General features: G+C 72.0%; 23 protein-coding genes and 1 riboswitch. Of the genes, 6 read left to right on the forward strand and 17 right to left on the reverse strand.

The features are described 5' to 3' along the window. Positions 1–175: 175 nt before the first annotated feature. The 4 genes from ACWC2T_RS30640 to ACWC2T_RS30655 form a co-directional block, all read right to left on the reverse strand. Positions 176–1,090 (reverse strand): hypothetical protein, encoded by a 915-nt coding sequence (locus tag ACWC2T_RS30640; protein ID WP_450673592.1) that lies wholly within the window; start codon positions 1,088–1,090, stop codon positions 176–178. 13 nt (positions 1,091–1,103) lie between these two features. After that, the gene (locus tag ACWC2T_RS30645) at positions 1,104–1,400 is read right to left on the reverse strand and encodes a DUF4193 domain-containing protein (protein ID WP_003997302.1); all 297 of its coding nucleotides are present in this window, start codon (positions 1,398–1,400) and stop codon (positions 1,104–1,106) included. Between the two features lie 415 nt (positions 1,401–1,815). Beyond that, positions 1,816–3,063: a sensor histidine kinase gene (locus ACWC2T_RS30650; protein WP_450673593.1), complete on the reverse strand. Its 1,248-nt coding sequence runs from the start codon at positions 3,061–3,063 to the stop codon at positions 1,816–1,818. A gap of 6 nt (positions 3,064–3,069) precedes the next feature. Beyond that, complete coding sequence (locus tag ACWC2T_RS30655) at positions 3,070–3,723, reverse strand: response regulator transcription factor (protein ID WP_450673594.1); 654 nt, start codon at positions 3,721–3,723, stop codon at positions 3,070–3,072. Positions 3,724–4,140: 417 nt separating this feature from the next. Here ACWC2T_RS30655 and ACWC2T_RS30660 point away from each other — a divergent pair, with 417 nt between their 5' ends. Then, complete coding sequence (locus tag ACWC2T_RS30660; protein ID WP_023546087.1) at positions 4,141–4,314, forward strand: hypothetical protein; 174 nt, start codon at positions 4,141–4,143, stop codon at positions 4,312–4,314. Positions 4,315–4,418: 104 nt separating this feature from the next. Here ACWC2T_RS30660 and ACWC2T_RS30665 read toward each other — a convergent pair whose 3' ends face one another. Together ACWC2T_RS30665 and ACWC2T_RS30670 are read right to left on the reverse strand one after the other, a co-directional pair. Beyond that, on the reverse strand, positions 4,419–5,234 hold the full coding sequence (locus tag ACWC2T_RS30665; protein ID WP_450673595.1) for an inositol monophosphatase family protein: 816 nt from the start codon (positions 5,232–5,234) through the stop codon (positions 4,419–4,421). A gap of 8 nt (positions 5,235–5,242) precedes the next feature. Further along, the gene (locus ACWC2T_RS30670; protein WP_450673596.1) at positions 5,243–6,370 is read right to left on the reverse strand and encodes a ferrochelatase; all 1,128 of its coding nucleotides are present in this window, start codon (positions 6,368–6,370) and stop codon (positions 5,243–5,245) included. Between the two features lie 172 nt (positions 6,371–6,542). Between ACWC2T_RS30670 and ACWC2T_RS30675 the strand changes: the two genes are divergently transcribed. Together ACWC2T_RS30675 and ACWC2T_RS30680 are read left to right on the forward strand one after the other, a co-directional pair. Next, positions 6,543–7,781, forward strand: coding sequence for an MFS transporter (locus ACWC2T_RS30675; protein WP_450673597.1), 1,239 nt, complete (start codon positions 6,543–6,545; stop codon positions 7,779–7,781). Continuing rightward, the gene (locus ACWC2T_RS30680; protein WP_450673598.1) at positions 7,741–9,060 is read left to right on the forward strand and encodes a D-arabinono-1,4-lactone oxidase; all 1,320 of its coding nucleotides are present in this window, start codon (positions 7,741–7,743) and stop codon (positions 9,058–9,060) included. Before ACWC2T_RS30675 ends, ACWC2T_RS30680 begins: the two co-directional genes overlap by 41 nt. On the opposite strand, the gene ACWC2T_RS30685 is transcribed toward ACWC2T_RS30680, so the two are convergent. Then, positions 8,984–9,709: a hypothetical protein gene (locus ACWC2T_RS30685; RefSeq protein WP_450673599.1), complete on the reverse strand. Its 726-nt coding sequence runs from the start codon at positions 9,707–9,709 to the stop codon at positions 8,984–8,986. The two genes, ACWC2T_RS30680 and ACWC2T_RS30685, sit on opposite strands and share 77 nt — an antisense overlap. Positions 9,710–10,189: 480 nt before the next feature. Here ACWC2T_RS30685 and sepH point away from each other — a divergent pair, with 480 nt between their 5' ends. After that, positions 10,190–11,230, forward strand: coding sequence for a septation protein SepH (sepH, locus tag ACWC2T_RS30690; protein WP_450673600.1), 1,041 nt, complete (start codon positions 10,190–10,192; stop codon positions 11,228–11,230). Between the two features lie 112 nt (positions 11,231–11,342). Here the strand turns inward: sepH and ACWC2T_RS30695 are convergent, their stop codons facing one another. Then, entirely contained in the window at positions 11,343–12,194 is an 852-nt protein-coding gene (locus ACWC2T_RS30695) for a sulfurtransferase (protein WP_450673601.1), read from the reverse strand. A 320-nt stretch (positions 12,195–12,514) separates the two neighbouring features. Here ACWC2T_RS30695 and ACWC2T_RS30700 point away from each other — a divergent pair, with 320 nt between their 5' ends. Then, positions 12,515–13,306 (forward strand): VOC family protein, encoded by a 792-nt coding sequence (locus tag ACWC2T_RS30700; RefSeq protein WP_450673602.1) that lies wholly within the window; start codon positions 12,515–12,517, stop codon positions 13,304–13,306. A gap of 345 nt (positions 13,307–13,651) precedes the next feature. On the opposite strand, the gene ACWC2T_RS30705 is transcribed toward ACWC2T_RS30700, so the two are convergent. The 5 genes from ACWC2T_RS30705 to ACWC2T_RS30725 are packed head-to-tail and all read right to left on the reverse strand — an operon-like array spanning position 13,652 to position 19,408. Further along, positions 13,652–14,302 (reverse strand): thymidine kinase, encoded by a 651-nt coding sequence (locus ACWC2T_RS30705; RefSeq protein WP_450673603.1) that lies wholly within the window; start codon positions 14,300–14,302, stop codon positions 13,652–13,654. Between the two features lie 43 nt (positions 14,303–14,345). Beyond that, on the reverse strand, positions 14,346–15,536 hold the full coding sequence (locus ACWC2T_RS30710) for an alkaline phosphatase family protein (protein WP_450673604.1): 1,191 nt from the start codon (positions 15,534–15,536) through the stop codon (positions 14,346–14,348). Further along, entirely contained in the window at positions 15,536–16,132 is a 597-nt protein-coding gene (locus ACWC2T_RS30715) for a DUF5998 family protein (RefSeq protein ID WP_351208957.1), read from the reverse strand. The genes ACWC2T_RS30710 and ACWC2T_RS30715 overlap by 1 nt, the downstream gene beginning before the upstream one ends. Position 16,133: 1 nt before the next feature. Then, the gene (locus ACWC2T_RS30720; RefSeq protein ID WP_450673605.1) at positions 16,134–16,547 is read right to left on the reverse strand and encodes a hypothetical protein; all 414 of its coding nucleotides are present in this window, start codon (positions 16,545–16,547) and stop codon (positions 16,134–16,136) included. A 17-nt stretch (positions 16,548–16,564) separates the two neighbouring features. Beyond that, positions 16,565–19,408 (reverse strand): bifunctional acetate--CoA ligase family protein/GNAT family N-acetyltransferase, encoded by a 2,844-nt coding sequence (locus tag ACWC2T_RS30725; RefSeq protein ID WP_450673606.1) that lies wholly within the window; start codon positions 19,406–19,408, stop codon positions 16,565–16,567. A gap of 179 nt (positions 19,409–19,587) precedes the next feature. Here ACWC2T_RS30725 and ACWC2T_RS30730 point away from each other — a divergent pair, with 179 nt between their 5' ends. After that, positions 19,588–19,869 (forward strand): HPr family phosphocarrier protein, encoded by a 282-nt coding sequence (locus tag ACWC2T_RS30730; protein WP_003993478.1) that lies wholly within the window; start codon positions 19,588–19,590, stop codon positions 19,867–19,869. A 149-nt stretch (positions 19,870–20,018) separates the two neighbouring features. On the opposite strand, the gene ACWC2T_RS30735 is transcribed toward ACWC2T_RS30730, so the two are convergent. From ACWC2T_RS30735 to ACWC2T_RS30750, 4 genes are all read right to left on the reverse strand, one after another. Further along, the gene (locus ACWC2T_RS30735) at positions 20,019–20,705 is read right to left on the reverse strand and encodes a GntR family transcriptional regulator (protein WP_450673607.1); all 687 of its coding nucleotides are present in this window, start codon (positions 20,703–20,705) and stop codon (positions 20,019–20,021) included. A 198-nt stretch (positions 20,706–20,903) separates the two neighbouring features. Further along, on the reverse strand, positions 20,904–21,647 hold the full coding sequence (locus ACWC2T_RS30740) for a M23 family metallopeptidase (RefSeq protein WP_450673608.1): 744 nt from the start codon (positions 21,645–21,647) through the stop codon (positions 20,904–20,906). A 12-nt stretch (positions 21,648–21,659) separates the two neighbouring features. Beyond that, a riboswitch (cyclic di-AMP (ydaO/yuaA leader) is annotated at positions 21,660–21,822 on the reverse strand. A gap of 218 nt (positions 21,823–22,040) precedes the next feature. After that, positions 22,041–23,429, reverse strand: a complete 1,389-nt coding sequence (locus tag ACWC2T_RS30745) for a M16 family metallopeptidase (protein ID WP_450673609.1) — start codon at positions 23,427–23,429, stop codon at positions 22,041–22,043. After that, on the reverse strand, positions 23,426–24,829 hold the full coding sequence (locus tag ACWC2T_RS30750) for a M16 family metallopeptidase (RefSeq protein ID WP_450673610.1): 1,404 nt from the start codon (positions 24,827–24,829) through the stop codon (positions 23,426–23,428). Before ACWC2T_RS30750 ends, ACWC2T_RS30745 begins: the two co-directional genes overlap by 4 nt. Between the last annotated feature and the right edge of the window lie 195 nt (positions 24,830–25,024).

The following is a 25,024-nucleotide window of genomic DNA, read 5'->3' on the forward strand; positions in this document are numbered from 1 at the left end:
GCGTGCTCTGGGGGTCCCCCCGGCCGAAGGCTGGGGGAGTGCCGGGTCCTGGCCCTCGTACTGGATGTACTTGGGCCCGGGCCCGGTGCGGCGAGAGCGGGCGCCTCCCACGCCCTTGAGGCAGTGGGGGAGCGTGCATGGCGTCGCGGGGCAGGCGGGAATGTGACGACAGGGCCTAGAGCTCTTCGGGAAGGTCGCGCAGGTTCAGGGGATCCGCCGGTTCCTCCAGCGGCGGTAGCTCCGTCAGCTCCTCCCAGGGGACCTGGATCTTGCGCAGGTCGGCCCGGACGTGCGCGGCGAGTTTCTTGGTGTCCCGGCGGTTCATGACCGCCCCGACCGCGGCACCCACCATGAACGGCATGAGGTTGGGCAGGTTGCGGACCATGCGCTTCATGATCTGCTGGCGCAGTTCGCGCTTCATGCGGACGCCGAGGGCCGCGTCGTACGTCGACGGTTTCATCACGTCGATGCCGCGCTCCCCCGACCAGGAGGACAGATACGCGGTGCTGCGGGTCTTCAGGTTGCCGGGCGGCCGTACGCCGTAGACCTCGTGCAGCTCGGCGATGAGCTTCAGCTCGATCGCGGCGACCCCGGTGATCTCCGCGGCCAGTTCGGTCGGCATCGCGGGCGGCACCGGCAGCATCGCCGCCGCCCCGATCCCGGCTCCGACCGTCGAGGTGCCGGCCGCCGCGCCCGCGACCAGCTTGTCGGCGAGCCCCTCGGGCCCGAGGCCCGGGAACTGCCGGCGCAGGGTCGCGAGGTCGCGCACGGGGACACGCGGGGCGATCTCGATGATCCGGTCCGCGAGATGGGCCAGCCCCGCGCGAGCGCGGCTGCCGCCCCTGCGGGCCCCTTCCCGGGCCAGGTCACGTGCCTTGTCACGCATCACCGCGGCCCGCCGCCGAGCGGCGGGCGCGGGCTGCCGCACCGGCGCCGGGTGGTCATCCCGGTCGGTCGCCGGTTCGAGCGGGGCCACCACGTCGGGTGCGCCCCGCTCGTCGTCACGCGCGCCGTGCGGGCCGCCGGACAGCCCTTCGTCCGCTTTCCCCGGGGAGGAGCGGCGCTTCCGTGGAGGGGTCGAGCCAGACACGGCCGACCCGACCTCAGTCGCAGTCGCGGCAGATCGGCTGACCGTTCTTCTCCCGGGCCAGCTGGCTGCGGTGGTGCACCAGGAAGCAGCTCATGCAGGTGAACTCGTCCTGCTGCTTCGGCAGCACCCGGACGGCCAGCTCCTCGTTCGAGAGGTCCGCGCCGGGCAGTTCCAGGCCTTCGGCGGCCTCGAACTCGTCGACGTCCACCGAGGAGGTGGACTTGTCGTTCCGCCTGGCCTTCAGCTCTTCAAGGCTGTCCGAGTCGACGTCGTCGTCGGTCTTGCGTGGAGTGTCGTAATCCGTTGCCATATCGCTCTCCCCCTCTGGGTGTCTGCGGTGTCTCCAGCGCACGTAACGCGTGAGAGGCCGGACTTGTGCCCGACCTGAGGCGGAGATTTTGCCTCACATCAAGGTCTGTTACTCAATCGACACCCAACCCGACCTCTCAAGAGTGATCGGCTTGGATGGCGGTGAGGACCGTACACGGTTCGAATGTCACACCTCAAAGGCGCCTCACCGTGTACTTCCCGTGATCAAGTGCCCTGAAAACCAGGACTTTCCCGGCTTTCCGCCATGTTTCATGATCACGGAGAGTACATGGCTGAAAATCCGCCCATGTGATCGATCACACAGGAGCAAGCTCATTCGGCGGCTGAAAAATTCCGCGTAAAGCGAACATCTCCCGCGTGTGTCGGTTCCGGCTCGCGGCGGTCCTGTTGGTGGATCACAGCGGCAGGGTGACCCGCATCACCAGGCCGCCGCCCTCCCGGGGCTGCGCCACGATGTGGCCGCCGTGCGCGCGGGCCACGGACCGGACGATGGACAGCCCGAGGCCCACACCCTTGTCGCTGCCCGTGCGCTCGGTACGGAGCCGCCTGAAGGGCTCGAAGAGGTTGTCGATCTCGTACGCCGGCACCACCGGCCCGGTGTTGGTGACGGTCAGCACCGCCTGCCCGTGCTGGACCTCGGTGTTCACCTCGACCCAGCCGTCCTCGGCCACGTTGTACCGCACCGCGTTCTGCACCAGGTTCAGCGCGATCCGCTCCAGCAGCACGCCGTTGCCCTGCACCACGGCCGGCTTGCGCTCGCCGCGGATCTTCACGCCCTTGGCCTCGGCCTCGGCGTGCACCTGGTCGATGGCCTGGGTGGCGACCTCGGCCAGGTCGACGGGCCCCCGCTCGACGATCTGGTTGTCGCTGCGGGCGAGCAGCAGCAGGCCCTCGACCAGCTGCTCGCTGCGCTCGTTGGTGGCCAGCAGCGTCTTGCCCAGCTGCTGCAGCTCCACCGGCGCGTTCGGGTCCGACAGATGCACCTCGAGCAGCGTTCTGTTGATCGCGAGCGGGGTGCGCAGCTCGTGGGAGGCGTTGCCGACGAAGCGCTGCTGGGCGGTGAAGGCCCGTTGCAGCCGCTCCAGCATGTCGTCGAAGGTGTCCGCCAGCTCCTTCAGCTCGTCGTCCGGGCCGTCCAGCTCGATCCGGCGCGACAGGTCGGAACCGGCCACCTGGCGGGCGGTACGGGTGATCCGGCCGAGCGGGGACAGCACCCGGCCGGCCATCGCGTAACCGAACGCGAACGCGATCACGGCGAGGCCCAGCAGAGCCAGCAGCGAGCGGCTGAGCAGGTCGTCCAGGGCCGCCTGGCGCTGGTGGTCCACGCACTGGGCGATCGCGTCGTTGAACTCCGACAGCGGCAGGCTGGTGGTGTTGATCGCCGGGCAGTTGTCGCTGGAGACCCGGATCGACGTACCACTGACGATCTTGAACAGCGGCTGGTTGCCGGTGCTGATCGCCTGCGCGGCCAGCAGGTAGATGATCGACAGCAGCAGGATGCCGGCGATCAGGAACATGCCGCCGTACAGCAGCGTGAGCCTTATGCGGATGGTCGGGCGCAGCCACGGGAAGGGAGGCTGCGGCCTCCTGGGGTCCCAGGTGGGTTTCGGTGGCGCCTGGGGCGGCGCAGGGGTGGCGGCCATGGCGGATCAGATCCGGTAGCCGGAGCCGGGGACGGTGACGATCACCGGCGGCTCACCCAGCTTGCGCCGCAGGGTCATGACGGTCACCCGCACCACGTTGGTGAACGGGTCGGTGTTCTCGTCCCAGGCCTTCTCCAGCAGCTGCTCGGCCGAGACCACCGCGCCCTCGCTGCGCATGAGCACCTCCAGCACCGCGAACTCCTTGGGCGCGAGCTGGATCTCCTTGCCCTCCCGGAAGACCTCGCGGCGGTTCGGGTCCAGCTTGATGCCGGCGCGCTCCAGGACCGGCGGCAGGGGAACGCTCGTACGACGGCCGAGGGCGCGCACGCGCGCGATCAGCTCGCTGAACGCGAAGGGCTTGGGCAGATAGTCGTCGGCGCCGATCTCCAGGCCCTCGACCCGGTCGCTGACGTCGCCGGACGCCGTGAGCATGAGCACGCGCGTGGGCATGCCCAGCTCGACGATCCTGCGGCAGACGTCGTCGCCGTGCACCAGCGGGAGGTCGCGGTCGAGGACGACCACGTCGTAGTCGTTGACGCCGATGCGCTCCAGGGCGGCCGCACCGTCGTACACGACGTCGACGGCCATGGCCTCCCGGCGCAGTCCGGTGGCCACCGCATCGGCGAGCAGTTGCTCGTCCTCGACGACGAGTACGCGCACGTCGCTTGTCCTTCCTCATGTCCACCCGCGTAGCGCGCCGAGGGCGCGTGCGGGCAGGGGTGTTCGTGGGGTGTGACCTCCATCCTGCCCTTTTCGGCCGTAAGTCGGCTGTAAGACGGGTTGTGGACCGAAGGGATCGGCGCTCCGGGGAAGGAATACGAGATTTTCTCCTCCGGTTGAGGTTTCCGGGTGAGGGAGCGGGGGGAGGACGGCTTTACACCCCGCGATCACGCTCTGCATGTGCCGCAGCACCATGCGGTACTCCGCGATCCGCTTCCGCAGAGTGGGCGCGGGTGTCCGGCACCGTCGCCGCCCAGCAGGGCAGCGCTGGGCACCCGTGAGAGACGTGATCGCCCCTTTCCCAAACAGGCACACCCCCGTGCCACCGACCCACGACCCAGGACGAGGGGGCGCAGCATGGACGCTTTCACCGCAGGACTTCTGCAGCGCATAAGGGCGACCGAGTCCGACCTGTCGCGGGCTCGTGACGAGGGTGACGACTTCCTCGTCGAAGTGGAGCAGGCAGAGCTCGACGACCTGCGACGCCTCGCCGCCGAACACGGTGTGGAGGTCGGCGCGTCACGCGTCTGATTGGCCCGAAAGCGCAAGAAGGGGCCCCGGCGAATCCAGCGCCGGGGTCCTTTTGCGTTCACCGGTGGGGGCCCGCTGCGTTCGCCGGTGGGGGCCGGCCCCGCTCAGTCGTGCCACGCCCCGAAGTCCTCCAGGAGCCGCTGGAGGGGCTCGAACACTCCCGGTGACCCGGCGACGGTCAGATCGCGTGACGGGCGCTCTCCCGGCCTTCCACCGACCAGCGCACCCGCCTCCCGGGCGATCAGGTCACCCGCCGCGAAGTCCCACGCGTTGAGTCCCCGCTCGTAGTACCCGTCGAGCCGGCCGCAGGCCACGTCGCACAGGTCGACCGCGGCCGAGCCGCTGCGCCGGATGTCCCGCAGCAGCGGAATCAGCCGGCTCGCCACCTCGGCCTGGTGGGCGCGGACCTCGGCGACGTAGTTGAAGCCGGTGGAGACCAGGGACTGGTCGAGTGGGGGCGCGGGGCGGCAGGCGAGCGCCCGCTCGCCCTCCCATGCGCCGGTGGCCCACGCCCCGCCCCCGCGTACCGCGTGGTACGTCTCGCCGCGCATCGGGGCCGCGACCACCCCGACGACCGTCTCCCCGTCCTGCTCGGCCGCGATGGACACCGCCCAGGTCGGCAGGCCGTACAGGTAGTTCACCGTGCCGTCGAGCGGGTCGATCACCCAGCGGACGCCGCTGGTGCCCGCCATGGAGGCGCCCTCCTCGCCGAGGAAGCCGTCGTCGGACCGCCGCCCGGAGATCAGGTCCGTGATCAGCTTCTCCGCCGCGATGTCCATCTCGGTGACGACGTCGATCGGGCTGGACTTGGTCCGCGCCACGGCCAGGTCGGCCGGGCGGCCGTCCCGCAGCAGCTCACCGGCGCGGCGGGCGGCCTCCCGGGCCAGGTCCAGCAGTTCCCGGTGCAGGGGGTCGGTCACGGGTCTCCTCACGCGTAGGGGCTGTCGGCACCGGCGGCGGCCGGACGGGGCGCACGGGCGGGGCAGCAGCCGACCGGGCACAGGTTGTGGCTCGCGCCCAGCGCGCCCAGGGCGCACGGGGTGACCTCCAGGCCGCGCTCCACGGCGGCGCGCTCCGTGATCAGGTCGCGGACGGCGGCGGCGAACCGGGGGTCGGCACCCACGGTGGCCGAGCGGCGCACCGGCAGGCCCAGTTCCTCGGCCTTGGCCGTGGCCTCGGTGTCGAGGTCGTATAGGACCTCCATGTGGTCGGAGACGAAGCCGATGGGGGCCATGACGACGGCCGGGACGCCCGCGCCGTGCAGCTCCTCCAGGTGGTCGCAGATGTCCGGCTCCAGCCACGGGATCTGCGGGGCGCCGGAACGCGACTGGTAGACCAGCCGCCAGGGGTGGTCGACGCCGGTGCGCTCGCGGACCGCGTCGGCGATCAGCTGGGCCACGTCCAGGTGCTGCTCGACGTACGCGCCACCCTCGCCGTGGGCCTCGACGGGGCCGGAGGTGTCGGCGGCGGAGGTCGGGATGGAGTGGGTGGTGAAGGCGATGTGGGCGCCCGCGCGGACGTCCTCGGGGAGGTCTTCGAGGGAGCGCAGCACGCCGTCGGTCATGGGCTCCACGAAGCCCGGGTGGTTGAAGTAGTGCCGGAGCTTGTCGATCTTCGGCAGCTCCAGGCCCTCCGCCTCCAGGGTGGCCAGCGCGTCCGCGAGGTTCTCGCGGTACTGGCGGCAGCCCGAGTAGGAGGCGTAGGCGCTGGTGGCGAGCACCAGGATGCGGCGGCGGCCGTCGGCGACCATCTCGCGCAGGGTGTCCGTCAGGTAGGGCGCCCAGTTGCGGTTGCCCCAGTAGACCGGCAGGTCCAGGCCGTGTTCGGCGAAGTCCTTGCGCAGGGCGTCCAGCAGGGCGCGGTTCTGGTCGTTGATGGGGCTGACCCCGCCGAACCGGAAGTAGTGCTGCCCGACTTCCTTCAGGCGTTCCTTCGGGATGCCGCGCCCGCGCGTGACGTTCTCCAGGAACGGGACCACGTCGTCCGGGCCTTCGGGGCCGCCGAAGGAGAGCAGGAGCAGGGCGTCGTAGGGGGTGGCATCGAGCGCGTCTGGCATGTCTCGATCCTGCCACCCGGTGCTGACAGCCGGGCAACGACGGGGTGACGAGTCGGGTTCCAGTCGGTTTATGCCGGTTTTTCCCACGATCAAACCAGGTGCAATTAGGGTCGCCTAACTCGTAATCTGTCTCAGCCGCATTCGCGCCTTACCGAGCCGCTTCGGAGACCCCGTGCCCAGCCCCTACAGAGCCCTGTTCACCGAACCCGGCACCAAGGCGTTCTCCGCCGCGGGATTCCTCGGCCGGATGCCGCTGTCGATGATGGGCATCGGTGTGGTCACGATGGTCTCCCAGCTGACCGGGCGGTACCGGCTCGCCGGCGCGCTGTCGGCCACCATCGCGCTGTCCGCCGCGGTGATCGGGCCGCAGATCTCCCGGCTGGTCGACCGGCACGGGCAGCGCCGGGTGCTGCGTCCCGCGACCCTGGTGGCCGTCACGGCGGCGGCCGGACTGCTGGTCGCTGCGCACGTGAAGTGGCCGGACTGGGTGCTGTTCGTCTGCGCGGCCGGGATCGGCTCGGTGCCGAGCCTGGGGGCGATGATCCGGGCCCGCTGGGCGGCGCTGTACCGGGGCACCGACAAGCTGCACACCGCTTACTCGTTCGAGTCGGTCGTCGACGAGATCTGCTTCATCTTCGGCCCGATCACCTCCATCGGGTTGTCGACGGCCTGGTTCCCGGAGGCCGGGCCGCTGCTCGCCGCCTGCTTCCTGGCCGCCGGCGTCTTCTGGCTCACCGCCCAGCGCGCCACCGAACCCGAGCCGCACCCGCGCGAGAAGCACGGCGGCGGCACGGCCCTGCGCTCGGGCGGGCTCCAGGTGCTGGTGGCCACCTTCGCGGCGACCGGCGCGATCTTCGGGTCGGTGGACGTGGTCACCGTCGCCTTCGCCGACGAGCGCGGCCACAAGGGCGCCGCGAGCATCGTGCTGGCGCTGTACGCGGCCGGCTCCTGTGCGGCCGGGGCGGTCTTCGGACTGCTGCGGCTCGGCGGGGCGCCGGAACGCCGCTGGCTGCTGGGCGTGGCGGCGATGGCCGTGAGTATGATCCCCCTCCTACTGGTCGGAAACCTGCCGCTTCTGGCCGTGGCGCTGTTCGTTGCGGGGCTGTCCATCGCACCGACGATGATCACGACGATGTCCCTCATCGAAGAGCACGTACCTCGCGCGCAGCTCACCGAGGGCATGACCTGGGTGAGCACCGGCCTCGCGGTCGGTGTCGCGCTCGGCTCCTCCGTGGCCGGCTGGGTGATCGACGCAGCCGGGGCGCGGGCCGGGTACGGGGTTCCGGCCGTGTCCGGGGCCGTCGCGGTCGCGGTCGGTTTCCTCGGGTACCGCCGGCTGCGCAGGCCGGCCGCGGGTCGGGGAGGCACCGTTGAGCAGCACAGCGAGCGGGAAGAACGGCACCTGGCGTAACTGGGGCGGCAACGTCTCCGCCCGGCCCACCCGGCAGGTCGCGCCGGCATCGGTGGAGGAGCTGGCGGCGGCGGTGCGCCGGGCCGCCGAGGACGGCCTGAAGGTGAAGGCGGTCGGGACCGGGCACTCCTTCACCTCGATCGCGGCCACCGACGGTGTGTTGATCCGCCCTCAACTGTTGACCGGTATCCGCAACATTGACCGTGAAGCCATGACGGTCACGGTCCAGGCCGGCACCCCGCTCAAGCGACTCAATGCGGCGCTGGCGCGCGAAGGTCTGTCGCTCACCAACATGGGCGACATCATGGAGCAGACCGTCTCCGGGGCCACCAGCACCGGCACACACGGCACGGGCCGCGAGTCGGCCTCGATCGCCGCCCAGATCAAAGGGCTTGAGCTGGTCACGGCGGACGGCTCGGTGCTGACCTGCTCCGAGAAGGAGAACCCCGAGGTGTTCGCGGCCGCCCGAATAGGCCTCGGCGCCCTCGGCATCGTCACCGCGATCACCTTCGCCGTGGAACCGCTGTTCCTGCTCACCGCGCGCGAGGAGCCGATGCCCCTCGACCGGGTCCTCGCCGAGTTCGATCAACTCTGGGCGGAGAACGAGCACTTCGAGTTCTACTGGTTCCCGCACACCGGTAACACCAACACCAAACGGAACAACCGCAGCGCCGGTCCCGAGCAGCCCGTGGGGCAGCTGGCCGGCTGGTTCGAGGACGAGTTCCTCTCCAACGGCGTCTTCCAGGTGGCCCAGTGGGTCGGCCGCGCCGCTCCCGCCACCATTCCCGCCATCGCCCAGGTCTCCAGCAAGGCCCTGTCCGCGCGCACGTACACGGACATCCCCTACAAGGTCTTCACTTCCCCGCGCCGGGTGCGCTTCGTCGAGATGGAGTACGCCGTCCCGCGCGCGGCCCTGGCTCAGACGCTGCGCGAGCTGAAGAGCATGGTCGAGCGCTCGGGGCTACGCGTCAGCTTCCCCGTCGAGGTGCGCACCGCCCCGGCCGACGACATCACCCTGTCCACCGCCTCCGGCCGGGACAGCGCCTACGTCGCCGTACACATGTTCCGGGGCACGCCCTACCAGGCGTACTTCACCGCCGCCGAGCGGATCTTCACCGCGCACGAGGGGCGGCCGCACTGGGGCAAGGTGCACACCCGGGACGCCGAGTACTTCGCGCGCGTCTACCCGCGCTTCGGGGAGTTCACCGCGCTGCGGGACCGTCTTGACCCGGAACGGCTGTTCCAGAACGACTACTTGCGGAGGGTTCTGGGGTCGTAGGCGCCTGGGCGGACCCGCTGGGCGTGGGGGTCGGCGAAGGGCTCGGGCCCTCGCTCGCCTCCCCGCCCCGGGAGGCGCCGGGCGTCGGTGTCGAGCTGTGGGTCGTACCGCCGCCGGCCTCGGGTGCGTGCCCGCGGGACGCGGTGCCCGAAGGGACCGGTGGCTCCCCGGACCCGGCCGGCGCATCGGACGTCGAGGAGACATGGCTCCGGCCGGTGACGGCGTCGCCGACCGTCGTACCCGTGCCACCGCTGAAGGTGTTGCCGGACACCAGTTCGTACGTCGTGACGCCGGCCATGGTCACCCCGAAGACGACGGCGGCCGCCACCACCTGCCGCCGCCGGCCCCTGGCCCGCGCGCGGTAGACGGTGCCCTCGGTGAACTCACCCGGAGTCCGTGGCACTTCCTCCCTGGGACGGGGCGCGACCGTCGCCTCCCGCAGCTGCTCCCCGGTCCGCTTGAAGAAGTGCTGGAACAGCGTGCCCCCGCAGGTGGCGACAACGCTGACGACTCCCGCGCCGAGGATCGTGCCGTACACCCCGAAGTACGACGCCAGTTTGGCCGCCACGACGGCCGCCAGGGCACTGCCCGCCACCTGGGGGACGCTCAGGTCGATCCGTTTGCGACCCGCGTCGGGGGTTTCACGCATACCCGGAACTTGCCTGCCTTTCCCGTACTTGATCGACATTGACCGACCGACTGCACGAGAGAGGGACGCAAGGCGGAAACCATTAGTTCCGTTTCTGGGGATTGCGTGAAGTTCGCCACGTTCATGATCGGCAGAACCGGTTGCCAGGGGCCAAGTCGCACGCGTTGCCAGAAGTTGGGCGGCGCGCCCATCCACGCACATGGTCCAAATGGAGTACTGTTGCGAGCCCTGGGTCCGGTCTCCCACCAGGGTGTCCGCGGCCTTGAAGGACCGCCGGGAGGGGGCTAGTTGCACAGGGTGACAGTTTTGGTCACTTAGCGTTGCGAACAGGTAACCGTGCCATAACGGCGATCCAGGGCCCGTGCCCGACACGCCGGGCAACTCGGCAAGGTTGTGGCAGGCTGCACCCGGGCAGGCCACACTCGACTAGCGGAAGCAGCGACGCACGTGACGTCGGCAGGCACCACCCGGGAGGTCCCCATGCCCGAACTGCGTGTCGTGGCCGTCTCGAATGACGGCACACGGCTGGTGCTCAAGGCTGCCGACGCAACGGAGTACACCCTTCCGATCGACGAACGGCTCCGCGCCGCCGTGCGCGGCGACCGGCCGCGCCTCGGCCAGATCGAGATCGAGGTCGAGAGCCATCTGCGCCCGCGTGACATCCAGGCGCGGATACGCGCAGGTGCCACCGCGGAAGAGGTGGCACAGCTCGCCGGCATCCCCGTCGACCGGGTCCGGCGCTTCGAGGGGCCGGTGCTGGCCGAGCGCGCCTTCATGGCCGAGCGCGCCCGCAAGACCCCGGTCCGCCGCCCCGGCGAGAACTCCGGGCCGCTGCTCGGCGAGGCCGTGCAGGAGCGGCTGCTGCTGCGCGGCGCCGAGAAGGACACCGTGCAGTGGGACTCCTGGCGCCGCGACGACGGCACCTGGGAGGTGCTGCTCGTCTACCGGGTCGCGGGCGAACCGCACTCGGCGAGCTGGACGTACGACCCGCCCCGGCGGCTCGTGCAGGCCGTGGACGACGAGGCGCGCTCGCTGATCGGCGAGTCCGACGACCTCGCCGTGCCCGAGCCGAGCTTCCCGTTCGTGCCGCGCATCGCCCGCCTGCCGCGCGAGCGTTCGATGGACCGCGCGCTCGACCGGGGCGAGCGGGAGCGGCCGAGCCTGCCCGCGCAGCCGTCCGAGCCCGCCGAGGAGAGCACGGGCGAACGCGACTCGCTGACAAGCCTGCTGGAGGCGGTACCGAGCTTCCGGGGTGACCTGGTGGTCCCGGAGCGTCCGGAGCCGACGCCTGAGGAGCCCGCCGACGAACCGGCCGCCGAGGAGCCGCCGGCCCCCGCCGCCTCGGCCGGTTCGGCCTACGCGGACGTCCTCATGCCCCGCTCGGTCGGCAGCCACCGCGACCGGCTCATCGGCGCGACCGACCGCCAGGCCGAGGCCGACGGAGTCCGCCCCGGCCGCCGCGCCGCCGTGCCGAGCTGGGACGAGATCGTGTTCGGCACGCGCCGCAAGAAGCAGGAGTAACGGGCGTAACCGCCGTAGGAAGTGGCGGAAAAGTGGGGGTACGCGTGCGTGCCCCCACTTTTCGGCGTCTCAAAGGCCTCCGGCTCGGTGCCTCAAAGGCCTCCGGCATCCGCTACTGCGGATCCGCGCCCACCGCCACCGGACGGGACGGGTCCGAGGACCATTCGGACCAGGAACCGACGTACAGGGCCGCCGGGATGCCGGCCACCGCGAGTGCCAGGACCTCGTGGGCTCCGGAGACGCCCGAGCCGCAGTACACGCCCACCTCGGTGTCCCCGGACACGCCTAGGGCCTTGAACCGGTCCCGCAACTCCGCCGCGGGCAGGAAGCGGCCGTCGGGGCCCACATTCTCCGTCGTCGGCGCCGAGACCGCGCCCGGGATGTGCCCGCCGACCCGGTCGATCGGCTCGACCTCACCGCGGTACCGCTCCCCCGCCCGCGCGTCCAGCAGCACCCCCGTGCGGGCCAGGGCCGCGGCCCCGTCCGCGTCCAGCAGCTCCGCGGCGGCGGGGGCCGGCCGGAAGTCGCCCTCGGCCGGCTCCGGCACCTCGTCCGACAGCTCGCCCTCCCAGGAGGGCAATCCGCCGTCGAGGACCCGCACGTCCGGGTGACCCGTCCAGCGCAGCATCCACCACGCGCGCGCCGCCGCCCAGCCCTGGCCGCCGTCGTACACGACGACCGGGCGGCCGGCCGACACGCCCGCACGGCGCATCGCGGCGCCGAACTCCGCGAGATCCGGCAGCGGATGCCGGCCGTTCGCCCCGGGCTCTGAGGCCAGTTCGCGGTCCAGGTCGACGAAGACCGCGCCGGGGATGTGCCCGGCCGCGTACTCGGCCCGCCCGTCGAAGGCCGGCGCGCCCGCCGCCTTGGCCAGGCTGAGCTGCCAGCGGACGTCCAGCAGCACCGGAGGGCGGTCCCGGGTCAAGGCGGATGCGAGTTCGGATGCAGTGATGATGGCTGTCATGGCGCCATGCATACGCCAGGGGTGGCCGCGGCGTCCAGGTGCGGCTACTCTGCTCGGCCGGACAGGCTCGATCACCCGGCGTACGGGATCGAGCACGTGCTGTACAGCCGGCGGACCCCCGTCGGCCATCGTCAGGAAGCGGCGAGAGACGGCAGACCGGGCATCCTCCCGGAGGTGTCGCCGAGCGTCGGCGCGGTAAGTCCCGCTGCGGCGTGGAGGATGCGGACACCGGCACGGGCGTATCCGCCGCCGGCGTGGACACCCCTTCCGGGGAGCGGAAGCGACACGGCCACCGCGAGGGGCCGGGGAGAGAGTGATCGATGACCGAGGCACGGGAGCCGGCCGGCCCGCACGCGCGGCGTGCGCCCGGCACGCCCTGCTGGGTGAGCCTGATGGCGCACGGGCTGGCCGCCACCGAGGAGTTCTACGGCGAGCTGTTCGGCTGGGAGTTCCGGCCGGGCCCGCAGCAGCTCGGCCCGTATGTGCGGGCGCTGCTGGACGGGCACGAGGTGGCGGGCATGGGCCAGCTGCCGCCGGACCGCCGGCTGCCGATCGCCTGGACGCCGTACCTCGCTTCGGACGACGTGGACCAGACGGCCGACACGGTACGGGAGTGCGGCGGCACCGTGGCGGTCGGACCGCTGGACGCCGCCGAGGCCGGTCGGATCGCCATCGCCGCGGACCCCTCCGGGGCCGTGTTCGGCATCTGGCAGGGCTCCGCGCACCTCGGCACCACGCTCACCGGAGTGCCCGGCACGCCCGCGTGGAACGAGCTGGTGACCTTCGAGACCGACAGCGTCTCCAAGTTCTACGCGACCGTGTTCGGTTACGAGCGGGAGCCGGTGGTCTCCGCCGACTTCGACTACGTGACGCTGCACCTCGCCGGCCGTCCGGTGGCCGGACTGCACGGCCTGGGCCATGGCCTGCCTCGCGATCGCGGACCGCACTGGCAGACGTACTTCGAGGTCGCCGACGCCGACGCGACGGTACGGCAGGTGGCGGACCTCGGCGGCCGCGTCATCAGACAGCCCGCCGACAGCCCGCACGGCCGGGTGGCGACGGTGGCGGACCCGGAGGGCGCGGAGTTCTCAGTGATCCAGAACCCCCACTGAACGCTCCGCGGGCTCAGCCGGGTTCGCACTCAGCGCTCCACGGGTTCAGCCGGGTTCGCCCTCAGCGCTCCGCGGTTCGGCCGGGCTCGTACTCCCCGCGGGCCGAGTTCGTCCGACCCCTCGGGGAGGGGCAAGCGGTCCCGCGGAGCGGGTCCGGCCGGCGGTTCCGCCCCGGCGAGACCGGTCGGCCCTTCAGGAAGCAAGCGCGGCCCACGGAGCCGGCCCCGACCGACCCCTCGGGAACAAGCGGTCCCACCCGGACGAGACCGATCCGCCCTCAGCAAGCAACCACGCCCCCACAACTCGGACCCAGCCGGTGGGGGCGGTTCGGGTGGGGGCTTCGGGTCAGGCGGAGGAGACGGGGAGCACGTCCGGGGACAGGGCCGCCGCTCGTGCCGTCGCGGCGGTCATCCGGCGGCGGTGGTGGCGGCGGCACAGCACCTCGTAGCCGACCTCGCCCGCCGCCTGGTTGACGTCGCCGACGACCACCTGGGCGCCCTCGACGACCATCTCGCCCCCTATCGTGCGGGCGTTGTGCGTGGCGCGGGCGCCGCACCAGCACAGCGCCTCCACCTGGAGCACCTCGATGCGGTCGGCCAGCTCCACCAGCCGCTGCGAGCCGGGGAAGAGCTTGGAGCGGAAGTCGGTGGTGATCCCGAAGGCGTACACGTCCAGTCCGAGATCGTCCACCACCCGCGCGAGCTGGTCGATCTGCTCGGGTGCGAGGAACTGCGCCTCGTCCGCGATCACGTAGTCGGCCCGGCGGCCCTGCGAGAGGTGCTCCACGAGATAGCCGTACAGGTCCTGGTCGTCCGCGACCTCCACCGCGTCGGTCACCAGGCCGAGCCGCGACGACAGCTTGCCCTCGCCCGCTCGGTCGTTGCGGGTGAAGATCATGCCGACGAGGCCGCGCGCGGAGCGGTTGTGCTCGATCTGCAGAGCCAGCGTCGACTTCCCGCAGTCCATCGTTCCGGAGAAGAACACCAGCTCGGGCATGAGGAGTTGAGCACCTTTCGGCGAACGGTCGGGGCAGGGGGCTTCAGGAGCGTACTTCGAGCAGCGGGACGAGCTGCTCGGCGGGCGTCATCGAACCGTGGTTGCCGACCAGCGCCGACTCCTTGGGCTCCCGCTCGGACGCGATGATCAGGACGTCGTCGTGGGCGGCCGCGATCACGTCCCCGAGCCGTGGGTACACCCGCTCGTCGATGTGCGGCCCGAACCAGCCCGCCTCGATCGCCTCGTCGCGCGAGGCCACCCAGAACTGCTCGCCGAGCACCTCGCGCCAGACGGTCAGTACGTCGTTCTGGGCGCCCGGCACCGCGTACACGTGCCGTGCCCGGCCCTCGCCGCCCAGCAGGGCGACCCCGGCGCGCAGCTCCCAGTCCGTGTCGAAGTCGATGCGGTGCTCGTCGTCGAAGGGGACGTCGACCATGCCGTGGTCGGCGGTGACGTAGAGCGCGCTGCGCGGCGGCAGTTGCTCGGCCAGGCGCTGGGCGAGCCGGTCGACGCACATCAACTGGCCGCGCCAGGTGTCGGAGGCGACGCCGTAGCGGTGTCCGGCGCCGTCCAGCTCGGAGTAGTACGTGTAGACCAGTGACCGGTCCCCCGCCGCCAGTTGCTCGGCCGCGAGGTCCATGCGCTCCTCGCCGCTCAGCCGTCCGTGGAAGCTGCCGCCGCTGAGCGCGATCCTGGTCAGCGGAGTGTGCTCGAAGATCGGCGAGGTCACCTGGGCGGCGTGCACCCCGGCCGCCTGGGCCAGCTGGAAGACGGTGGGGTAGGGCTGCCAGAAGTGCGGATCGGTGTACGGCTGCCAGCGAAGCTGGTTCATCAGCTCACCGGTGTCCGGGTTGCGCACGGTGTAGCCGGGCAGGCCGTGGACGCCGGGCGGCAGGCCGGTGCCGACGGAGGCGAGGGAGACGGCGGTGGTCGCCGGGTAGCCGGCGGTGAGCGGACGGCCGGTGCCGCCGCGTGAGGTGCCGAGCAGCGAGGTCAGGAAGGGCGCCTCGGCGGCGTGCGCCCGCAGCTGCTCCCAGCCGAGCCCGTCGATCAGCAGCACACAGACCCGGTCGGCCGGGGTCAGTTCCTGGATGGTGGCGGTCAGGCCGGGGACGCCCATGCCGACGGCGAGGGTGGGCAGCAGGTCGGCGAGGGAGCCGGTGCCGTACTCGGGCAGCGGCGCGGTGTCCAGGGCGAGGGGTTCTGGGTGGTCCCAGGCGGAGAGCTGGGACATCAGCGGGCGATGTCCGCGGTCGCCTCCGAGATGGCCTGTGCGAAGGCGAGCGCCTGCCGCACCGTGTCCGGGCCGTCCCCGGCCTCGCTGACGCGCAGGCTGAGGTCGTCCGCCGTGGAGTTGCCCGTGTAGCCGTGGTCGGCGTCGCAGTTGGGGTCGCCGCAGGCGGCGGGCTCCAGGTCGATGCGGTTGACCGCGCCCCACCCGATGGTCAGCACGACCTCACGGGGCAGCGTGCCCGGCGCGTACTGCTCGGGATTCGCGACCACCCGGCTGACCACGACCGACGAAATCCTGCTGAGTTTCACGGACTCGGTGGAGGTGGTGGCGTACGGCGTCGGGGAGGTGCTGTCGGCGGCCTGCTCGTCGGTGTGGCTGACGATGAACCGGTTGCCGGTGAGAACGAGCACGGTCACATGCCGCCGCACCTCGTTCTGGTCGAAGGTGGTCTCCTGGTGGACCAGGTACGACCGGATGGGCTCGCCCCCCACAGCGGCCTCCACCGCCTCGGCCACGAGGGCCGGGTAGTAGCCGCTGCGCTCGATCGCCGCGCGCAGCCCCTGGGTCGTCGTACTGGTCTTGGCCATGGCGTCCATCCTAATCCGTGGGCAAGGGGGGTCCGGGCCAGTCGCACGGACCGGGGGCGGCTTGCGCAGGCGCGCGTGGCCGTCTTCGAACGAGTCCCTGCCGGATCTCCAGCCGCTCGGCGGCGATCAGACAGGAGAGGGGCTCCGGGCCGCCGGCGTCCGCTTCGAACGCGACCACGAGGGCCGGCGCCTCCCCGAGGGCGCGCACGAGCCGTGCCGTCTCCGCGGCCGTCGGCGCGCGGAATACGGGATCCTGGAAGGCGAGCGGGCAGGACACGAGGAGCGGGGCGACGAAGACGGCCTCCAGGCCGTGGTGGTACGTGAGGTCGTTCCCGGCGGCGAGGCGCAGCTCACCCGCGTCCCAGCCGATCACCTCCCAGTCCCACCAACTGCCCTCGGGCAGCTCGCGGCCGGCGATCTCCATGCGGCCCCCTCGTCCGCTCAGTAGGCCGGCATCGTGCGCGGGCCCAGGTCGTCGCGGGCGGGCGGGGGCGCGAGCCGTACCGTGGCGCCGAGGACACTCACGCCGTGCGGGGCGACGACGACCGGTTCCAGGGTGACGGCGACCACCTCCGGGTGATCGTCGACCAGCCGGGACACCCGCAGCAGCAGCTCCTCCAGCGCCGGGGTGTCGACCGGCGTGGAGCCGCGCCAGCCGAACAGCAGCGGTGCCGTACGGATCGACCGCACCAGCGAGGTCGCCTCCCGGTCGGTGACCGGGACGAGCCGGTGCGCCATGTCCCCGAGCAGCTGCGAGGCGGCCCCGGCGAGCCCGAAGGACAGCACGGCCCCGGCCGCCGGGTCGATCACGGCCCGTACGACGGTGTCGACGCCGCGCGGCGCCATGCCCTGCACCACCGGCCGCAGCTCCTCCGGCTTGCCGAACAGCTCGGTCAACTCGGCGTAGGCCCGGCGTAGTTGCTCCTCGTCCGCGAGGTCGAGGCGTACGCCGCCCAGGTCGGCGCGGTGCCTGAGGTGGGGGGCGGTGGCCTTGAGGGCGACGGGGTAGCCGAGGGTGCGGGCGGCTTCGGCGGCGGCGTCGGGGGTGGGCGCGGGCAGTGCGCGCCGTACGGGGATGCCGTACCTGCCGAGCAGTTCGCAGGTCTCCGCGTCGGAGATCGTCAGCCCCTCGCCGCGGGCGAGCAGCTCACCGATCAGCCGCGCGGCGCCCTTCTCGTCGATGTCGTCGTACTCGGGCACCTTCCCCGGGTCCATGGCCTCCCGCCGCCACTGCCCGTACTTGACGGCTTCGGCCAACGCCCGCACGGCACGCTCGGCGGCGGGGTAGGCGGGGATGAGGTGCTGGCCCTCCGGAGGACTGACCGCTTCCGCCAGCGCGGTGGGCGATCGTTCCGCAGGGCGGTACTGATGGGCACCGCCCTCAGTACCGGGCGCCCCGGAAACGGCCTGTGGCGCAGTACTCGCCGCAGCCGACAACGCCTCAGCCAGCCCCCCGAGCTCCACATGCACGACGAGCACCGGCTTCCCGGGAACCGCAGCCGCCGCCGACCGCAGCGCCTCGGCCAGCTCCGCGTCCCCCGGCGACGCTTCCCCGATCGCGGGTATCGCCGTCACCACGACGGAGTCGCACGTGTCGTCGGCCAGGGCCCGCGCCAGCGCCCCGTGGAAGTCCTCCGCCGTCGCCCCGGTGGTCAGGTCCAGCGGGAGCGAAGGCCGCAGCCCCTCCGCCAGACACCGGTCGTACGTCAGCACCCCCAGCGACTCGGAGTTGCCCAGGATCGCCACCCTCGGCCCCGCCGGCAGCGGCTGCCGGGCGAGCAGCAGGCCCGTGTCGACCAGCTCGGTGATCGTGTCGACCCGGAGCACCCCGGCCTGGCGCAGCAGCGCGGAGACCGTGGCGTGCGGCAGCCGGGTGGCCCGTACCGCGTGTCCCTGCGGGGCGGATCCGACTCCCTGCACCACGACCAGCGGTTTCGCCGCCGCCGTCCGGCGTGCGAGGCGGGTGAACTTGCGCGGGTTGCCGATGGACTCCAGGTACATGAGGACGACGTCGGTCTCGGGGTCGTCGTACCAGTACTGGAGGACGTCGTTGCCGGAGACGTCGGCGCGGTTGCCGGCGGACACGAAGGTGGACACGCCGGTGACTCCGGTGACCCCTCCCCCGCGCCGGTGCAGCCGGGACAGCAGGGCGATGCCGATGGCGCCGGACTGGGCGAACATGCCGATGCGGCCGGGGCGGGGCATCTCCGGGGCGAGGGAGGCGTTCAGCCGGACACCGGGCGCGGTGTTGATGACCCCGAAGGCGTTCGGGCCGATGATCCGCATGCCGTACGCGCGCGCCTGCTCCACGAGCGCCCGCTGCCGCTCGCGCCCCTCGGGCCCGCTCTCGGCGTACCCGGCGGAGAGCACGACGAGCCCCTGCACTCCGTGGTCCCCGCACTCGGCGACCACGGCGGGCACGTGCTCGGCCGGTACGGCGACCACGGCGAGGTCCACGTGATCGCCGATGTCCCGCACGCGCCGGTACGCCGGCACCCCGTCGACCTCACCGAGGTCCTCCGGGAAGGCCTTGTTCACGGCGTGCAGCCGGCCGCCGTAGCCGGCGTCCCGGATGTTGCCGAGGACGCTGCGGCCGACGCCGCCGGGGGCGCGGCCGACGCCGACGACCGCCACGGAGCCGGGCATGAGCAGCTGCCGTACCGACCGGGCCTCGGCGCGCTGTTCCCGCGCGCGCTGCACGGCGAGGGACCGGTCGGTGGGTTCGAGGTCGAACTCCAGGCGGACGACGCCGTCCTCGAAGCTGCGCTTCTGGGTGTAGCCGGCGTCCGTGAACACCTTGATCATCTTGGTGTTGGCGGGCAGCACCTCGGCGGCGAAGCGGCGGATGCCGCGTTCACGGGCGACCGCCGCGATGTGTTCCAGCAGGGCGGAGGCGACCCCGCGGCCCTGGTGGGCGTCCTGCACCAGGAAGGCGACCTCGGCCTCGTCGGCGGGTGCGGAGGCGGGCATGCCGTCGGCGCCGATGCGGTCATAGCGTACGGTGGCGATGAACTCGCCGCCGATGGTGGCCGCGAGTCCCACCCGGTCCACAAAGTCGTGGTGCGTGAAGCGGTGGACGTCCTTGGCGGAGAGCCTGGGGTACGGCGCGAAGAAGCGGTAGTACTTCGACTCGTCCGAGACCTGCTCGTAGAAGCTGACCAGGCGGTCGGCGTCATCGATGGTGATGGGCCTGATGCGCGCCGTACCCCCGTCGCGCAGCACCACGTCCGCCTCCCAGTGGGCGGGGTAGAGGTGCCGGTCCTGCCGGTCCGCCGAGGTCTGCATGGGCCCCAGAGTACGGCTCGCGTCCGACAACGGCGCGGGGCAGTCTGTGGAGGACGACAAGCCGGAACCGAGGCCGCGGTTCCGGCGCCACACCGGAGCGGACGACGGTGCGCTCCGGGCATGCTTCACGATATGGGAAACTGGTCTAGACAACCCTGAAGACTGAAGGGCAGCAACACATGGCTGAGCGCCGCGTCAACGTCGGCTGGGCCGAGGGCCTCCACGCCCGCCCCGCCTCCATCTTCGTCCGAGCCGCCACGGCCGCAGGCGTCCCGGTGACGATCGCCAAGGCTGACGGCAACCCCGTCAACGCGGCCTCCATGCTGGCTGTCCTGGGGCTTGGCGCCCAGGGGGGCGAGGAGATCGTCCTGGCCTCCGACGCAGAGGGCGCGGACGCCGCCCTGGACCGTCTGGCCAAGCTGGTCTCCGAGGGTCTCGAGGAACTGCCCGAGACGGTCTGAACACCGGCACAGCGATAACGCCGGAGCCGCGTCGCCTGTTTTCGGGCGGCGCGGCTCCACCCTTTCCGGGCTCATTGCGCGCACACCTGAATTCGGGCAGCGGAAATACACCGCAGCCGAATTACTCTTCTTTGTATACGGCGCCCGTGTTAATGCCGAAGACCCGACATGTTTACGGCGTGTTGCGAAGTCCTCACACGCTCGGCGCCTCCGGCAAAACGCAGCCGGTGCGCGGCCGTCACGCGCTCGGTGTGCAGCGCCGTGACCGCCCGCGCGCGCTCACCGTCGCCGCGCGCCACCGCGTCGACGATGGCGCCGTGCTCCGCCCAGTGGTCCACCGGGCTTACCGGCGCCTCCACCGCGTACATCCAGGCGATCTTGTGCCGCAGCTGGGTGAGCATCGCCGTCAGCGACGGGCTGCCGGAGGCCTGGGCGAGCGTCTCGTGGAACCAGCCGCCCAGCGAGCGCAGGTCGCCGCTGTTGCCCGTGCGGGCCCGCTCCTGGCCCAGCCTGACGAGGCCGCGCAGCACCTTCAGATGGGCCTCGGTGCGCCGCTGGGCGGCCCGGGCGGCCCCGAGCGGCTCCAGCAGCATGCGCATCTCCAGCAGGTCGGCGGCCTCCTGCTCGGTCGGCTCGGCCACGCACGCGCCCGCGTGCCGGCGGGTCACCACGAAGCCCTCGGCCTCCAGGGTGCGCAGGGCCTCGCGGACGGGGACGCGCGAGACGCCGTAGCGACGGGCCAGGACTTCCTCGGTCAGCCGGCCGCCGCGCTCGTAGACACCCGCGACGATGTCGTCCCGGATGGCCGTGCACACCGAGTGCGCCGGAATACGCATGACCGACCTCCGCCTTAATCCCCGTGAAACGTCGACGATGGACGCGTGTTCCGTGACTCTATTCCAATGAGCCGGAATTTCCGACGGCGGGCCGGATTCCATGGATATTTTTTGGTCAGCGGGCCGGGCGGGGCCCGCGAAAAACGGCGAAAGCCCCGGCTCGGTGAGCCGGGGCTTCGCGGGCCGTGCGATGCGGCGTCAGACGTTCACGCCGTGCTCGCGGAGGTAGGCGACGGGGTCGACGTCCGAGCCGTAGTCGGGGGTCGTGCGGGCCTCGAAGTGCAGGTGCGGGCCGGTGGTGTTGCCGGTCGCGCCGGACAGGCCGATCTGCTGGCCCGGGGTGACCTGCTGGCCCACCGAGACGCCGATGGACGACAGGTGGCCGTACTGGGTGTACATGCCGTCGGCCATGCGGATCACGATCTGGTTGCCGTACGCGCCGCCCCAGCCGGTGGAGACGACGGTGCCGGAGCCGACCGCGTGGACGGGGGTGCCGGTGGCCGCGTGGAAGTCGATGCCCGTGTGGTGGCCGGAGGACCACAGGGAGCTGCTGGCCTGGTAGCCGGTGGAGACGTAGGAGTCGGCTATCGGGGCGACGAAGGCGTTCAGGCGCTTGCGCTCGGCCTCCCGGGCGGCGCGGGCCCTGGCCTCGCGCTCGTCCTTCGCCTTCTTCGCCGCGGCCTCCTCGGCCGCCTTCTGCTCGGCTGCCTGCTTCTGCGCGGCGGCCTGCGCGGCGATGTGCTCGGCGACGTCGTCGCTCACGGTGAGGACCGGCGTGAGACCGGTCTGCTCCACGGTGTGCTCGGCGGCGAGCGCCGGGGAGGCGGCGAGGGTGCCGACGGCACCGGTGGTGGTGAGGGCCGCGATGCCCGCCGCCTGAGCGGTGGTGCGCTTGACCCGGCCGGGCTTGCGGTGCTTCCCGGTGGCGCACATGAACGCCATGAAGTGGCTGGTCCTTTCCTTCCCTCTCGCCTACCGGGTTAGCTGACGGGTTCGGAGCAGGAAGGTCTCCTACGGACCCCTCGCGGCATGCGCGGGCGCCCGATTCACCCCAGGGACTGCGTGGGTCCCCGGCTCCCCTGGCTCGCGCCGTACGGGGACTCGGCGATGGCTGTCCGGTGCCGCGGATGCAGCGCACTGCCCGACGAACAGCCCGGAAGACGCTACGGAAGCCCGCTTCGGAATCCCAAACCGATCCGGGCGTTTGTAGCGCATCCCACAGGTCAGACGGGCAACCTCCGCCTCAAACCGGGCATCTGGGGAAGGGAGTGGAACAGCGGGGGCCCTGACGGTGCTTAGTCCGTCAGGGCCCCACGCGCGCGTGCCGCTGTCCGGCTACTCGGCCGCCACCACGGTCACTTCACCGATGCCGAGCGCCTCCACGGGCGCCTTGATCTGGGCGGCGTCACCGACGAGGACGGTCACCAGGCGCTCCACCGGGAAGGCGTTCACGACGGCCGCCGTGGCCTCCACCGTGCCCGTCGCCGCGAGCTGCTGATAGAGCGTCGCCTGGAAGTCGTCGGGCAGGTGCTGCTCGACCTGGTCGGCCAGCGTGCTCGCGACGGCCGCCGCCGTCTCGTACTTCAGCGGCGCCACCCCGACGAGGTTCTGCACGGCCACGTCCCGCTCGGCGTCGGTCAGGCCGTCCGCCGCGAGGGTGCGCAGCACCTTCCACAGGTCCTCCAGGGCGGGCCCGGTGTTGGGCGTGTCCACGGAGCCGCTGATGGCGAGCATCGAGGCGCCCGTGCCGTCCGGCGCGGACCTGAGGACCTGGCCGAACGCGCGCACACCGTAGGTGTAGCCCTTCTCCTCGCGCAGGACGCGGTCCAGGCGGGAGGTGAGGGTGCCGCCGAGGCAGTAGGTGCCGAGCACCTGGGCGGGCCACACGCGGTCGTGCCGGTCGGGGCCGACGCGGCCGATGAGCAGCTGGGTCTGCACGGCGCCGGGCCGGTCCACGATGACCACGCGCCCGGTGTCGTCGGCGGTCACCGGCGGCACGGGCCGCGGCTCGCCCGGGGTGCCGGTCCAGGCGCCCAGGGTGCCGGCGAGCAGCGCGTCGAGGTCGACGCCGGTGAGGTCGCCGACCACGACCGCGGTGGCCGTGGCGGGGCGTACGTGCCGGCCGTAGAAGGCGCGTACGGCGGCGGCGTCGATCTTCTCGACCGTCTCCTCGGTGCCCTGGCGCGGGCGCGACATGCGCGAGACCGCCGGGAACAGCTCCTTGGAGAGCTCCTTGGCGGCCCGGCGGGAGGGGTTGGCCAGCTCGTGCGGGATCTCGTCCAGGCGGTTGCGGACGAGGCGCTCGACCTCGCTGTCGGCGAACGCGGGCGCGCGCAGCGCGTCGGCGAGCAGGCCGAGGCCCTTGGCCAGGCGGGAGGCCGGGACCTCAAGGCTGAGCCGGACGCCGGGGTGGTCGGCGTGCGCGTCCAGGGTGGCGCCCGCGCGCTCCAGCTCGGCGGCGAACTCCTCGGCGGAGTGCTTGTCGGTGCCCTCGGAGAAGGCCCGCGCCATGATCGTGGCGACGCCGTCCAGGCCGGCCGGCTCGGCGTCCAGGGGCGCGTCCAGCAGCACCTCGACGGCGACGACCTGCTGGCCGGGGCGGTGGCAGCGCAGCACGGTCAGGCCGTTGTCGAGCGTGCCGCGCTCGGGGGCGGGGAACGCCCACGGCCTGGCCTGGCCTGGCTGCGGCTGGGGGTGGAAGTCCATGGTGGCGAGCTCGGTCACTTGGCCGTCTCCTCGTTCTCGTTACCGGCCTCTACGGTCGCTTCCTGCTCCGGGTCCTCGCCGCGCCCCGCCTCCTCGGTGTGCTCGGCGGACTCGGCGGACAGCGGCTCGTAGACCAGGACCGCGCGGTTGTCGGGGCGCAGGCGGGCCTTGGCGACCTCCTGGACCTCCTCCGCGGTCACCGCCAGGACGCGTTTGACGGCGGTGAGGGCGAGCTGCGGGTCGCCGAACAGGACGGCGTACCGGCACAGTTCGTCGGCGCGGCCGGCGACCGTGCCGAGCCGGTCCAGCCACTCGCGCTCCAACTGGGCCTGGGCGCGCTCCATTTCCTCCGGCGTGGGGCCCTCCTCGGCGAACCGGGCCAGCTCCTCGTCGATGGCGGCCTCGATGACCGGCACCTCCACGTCGCCGGAGGTCTTCACGTCCAGCCAGCCCATGGAGGGCGCGCCGGCCAGGCGCAGCAGGCCGAAGCCGGCGGCGACGGCCGTACGGTCGCGGCGGACCAGCCGGTTGTAGAGGCGGGAGGACTCGCCGCCGCCGAGGACGGTCAGGGCGAGGTCGGCGGCGTCGCACGCGCGCGTGCCGTCGTGCGGGAGCCGGTAGGCGGCCATGAGGGCGCGCGCCGGGACCTCCTCGACGACGACCTCGCGCTTCTGCTCGCCGATGATCTCCGGCAGGGAGCCGTCGCGGGGGGCGGGCTTGCCGTCGTGGGACGGGATCGAGCCGAAGTACTTCTCGATCCAGGCGAGGGTCTGCCGGGGGTCGATGTCGCCGACCACGGAGAGCACCGCGTTGTTCGGCGCGTAGTAGGTGCGGAAGAACTGGCGGGCGTCCTCCAGGGTGGCCGCGTCCAGGTCCGCCATCGAGCCGATCGGCGTGTGGTGGTAGGGGTGCCCCTCCGGGTACGACAGGCTGGTCAGCTTCTCGAAGGCGGTGCCGTAGGGCACGTTGTCGTAGCGCTGGCGGCGCTCGTTCTTCACGACGTCCCGCTGGTTCTCCATGGACTCGTCGTCCAGGGCGGCCAGCAGCGAGCCCATGCGGTCGGCCTCCAGCCAGAGGGCGAGCTCCAGCTGGTGGGCGGGCATGGTCTCGAAGTAGTTGGTGCGTTCGAAGCTGGTGGTGCCGTTGAGCGAGCCGCCGGCGCCCTGCACCAGCTCGAAGTGACCGTTGCCCTTGACCTGCGCCGAGCCCTGGAACATCAGGTGCTCGAAAAGGTGAGCCAGGCCGGTACGTCCCTTGACTTCGTGGCGGGAGCCGACGTCGTACCAGAGGCAGACCGCCGCCACGGGGGTCAGGTGGTCCTCGGAGAGCACCACGCGCAGACCGTTGGCCAGGCGGTGCTCGGTCGCTGTCAGGCCCCCGGAGCCTGCCTCGGCTGTGGTCGTGTGACCCATGGGCATGTGCGTCCCTTCGCGAGCGGAGGCGGTTGTGGAAACCGCGGTTTTCCTGCCGTTCCAGCCACTGTATGCAAAGCGTGCGGGGCGTCGGCGAAGTTCCCGCGGGACGTACGCCCACAGCGGATCCCGTAGCCTGCGTCGGACCCGCCCGGGGACGCCCGGGAAGGCCGCCGGGACCGGGTCGCGGCACGGCTTGTC

The sequence above is a fragment of the Streptomyces sp. NPDC001393 genome (assembly GCF_053597455.1).

What these genes read in the sequence shown, in the direction of transcription:
- ACWC2T_RS30645 (WP_003997302.1), bottom strand. Translation starts at nt 1,400, where the DNA reads ATGGCAACGGATTACGACACTCCACGCAAGACCGACGACGACGTCGAC.
- ACWC2T_RS30650 (WP_450673593.1), bottom strand. Translation starts at nt 3,063, where the DNA reads ATGGCCGCCACCCCTGCGCCGCCCCAGGCGCCACCGAAACCCACCTGG.
- ACWC2T_RS30660 (WP_023546087.1), top strand. Translation starts at nt 4,141, where the DNA reads ATGGACGCTTTCACCGCAGGACTTCTGCAGCGCATAAGGGCGACCGAG.
- ACWC2T_RS30670 (WP_450673596.1), bottom strand. Translation starts at nt 6,370, where the DNA reads ATGCCAGACGCGCTCGATGCCACCCCCTACGACGCCCTGCTCCTGCTC.
- ACWC2T_RS30685 (WP_450673599.1), bottom strand. Translation starts at nt 9,709, where the DNA reads ATGCGTGAAACCCCCGACGCGGGTCGCAAACGGATCGACCTGAGCGTC.
- sepH (WP_450673600.1), top strand. Translation starts at nt 10,190, where the DNA reads ATGCCCGAACTGCGTGTCGTGGCCGTCTCGAATGACGGCACACGGCTG.
- ACWC2T_RS30695 (WP_450673601.1), bottom strand. Translation starts at nt 12,194, where the DNA reads ATGACAGCCATCATCACTGCATCCGAACTCGCATCCGCCTTGACCCGG.
- ACWC2T_RS30700 (WP_450673602.1), top strand. Translation starts at nt 12,515, where the DNA reads ATGACCGAGGCACGGGAGCCGGCCGGCCCGCACGCGCGGCGTGCGCCC.
- ACWC2T_RS30705 (WP_450673603.1), bottom strand. Translation starts at nt 14,302, where the DNA reads ATGCCCGAGCTGGTGTTCTTCTCCGGAACGATGGACTGCGGGAAGTCG.
- ACWC2T_RS30710 (WP_450673604.1), bottom strand. Translation starts at nt 15,536, where the DNA reads ATGTCCCAGCTCTCCGCCTGGGACCACCCAGAACCCCTCGCCCTGGAC.
- ACWC2T_RS30715 (WP_351208957.1), bottom strand. Translation starts at nt 16,132, where the DNA reads ATGGACGCCATGGCCAAGACCAGTACGACGACCCAGGGGCTGCGCGCG.
- ACWC2T_RS30720 (WP_450673605.1), bottom strand. Translation starts at nt 16,547, where the DNA reads ATGGAGATCGCCGGCCGCGAGCTGCCCGAGGGCAGTTGGTGGGACTGG.
- ACWC2T_RS30725 (WP_450673606.1), bottom strand. Translation starts at nt 19,408, where the DNA reads ATGCAGACCTCGGCGGACCGGCAGGACCGGCACCTCTACCCCGCCCAC.
- ACWC2T_RS30730 (WP_003993478.1), top strand. Translation starts at nt 19,588, where the DNA reads ATGGCTGAGCGCCGCGTCAACGTCGGCTGGGCCGAGGGCCTCCACGCC.
- ACWC2T_RS30735 (WP_450673607.1), bottom strand. Translation starts at nt 20,705, where the DNA reads ATGCGTATTCCGGCGCACTCGGTGTGCACGGCCATCCGGGACGACATC.
- ACWC2T_RS30740 (WP_450673608.1), bottom strand. Translation starts at nt 21,647, where the DNA reads ATGGCGTTCATGTGCGCCACCGGGAAGCACCGCAAGCCCGGCCGGGTC.
- ACWC2T_RS30750 (WP_450673610.1), bottom strand. Translation starts at nt 24,829, where the DNA reads ATGCCCATGGGTCACACGACCACAGCCGAGGCAGGCTCCGGGGGCCTG.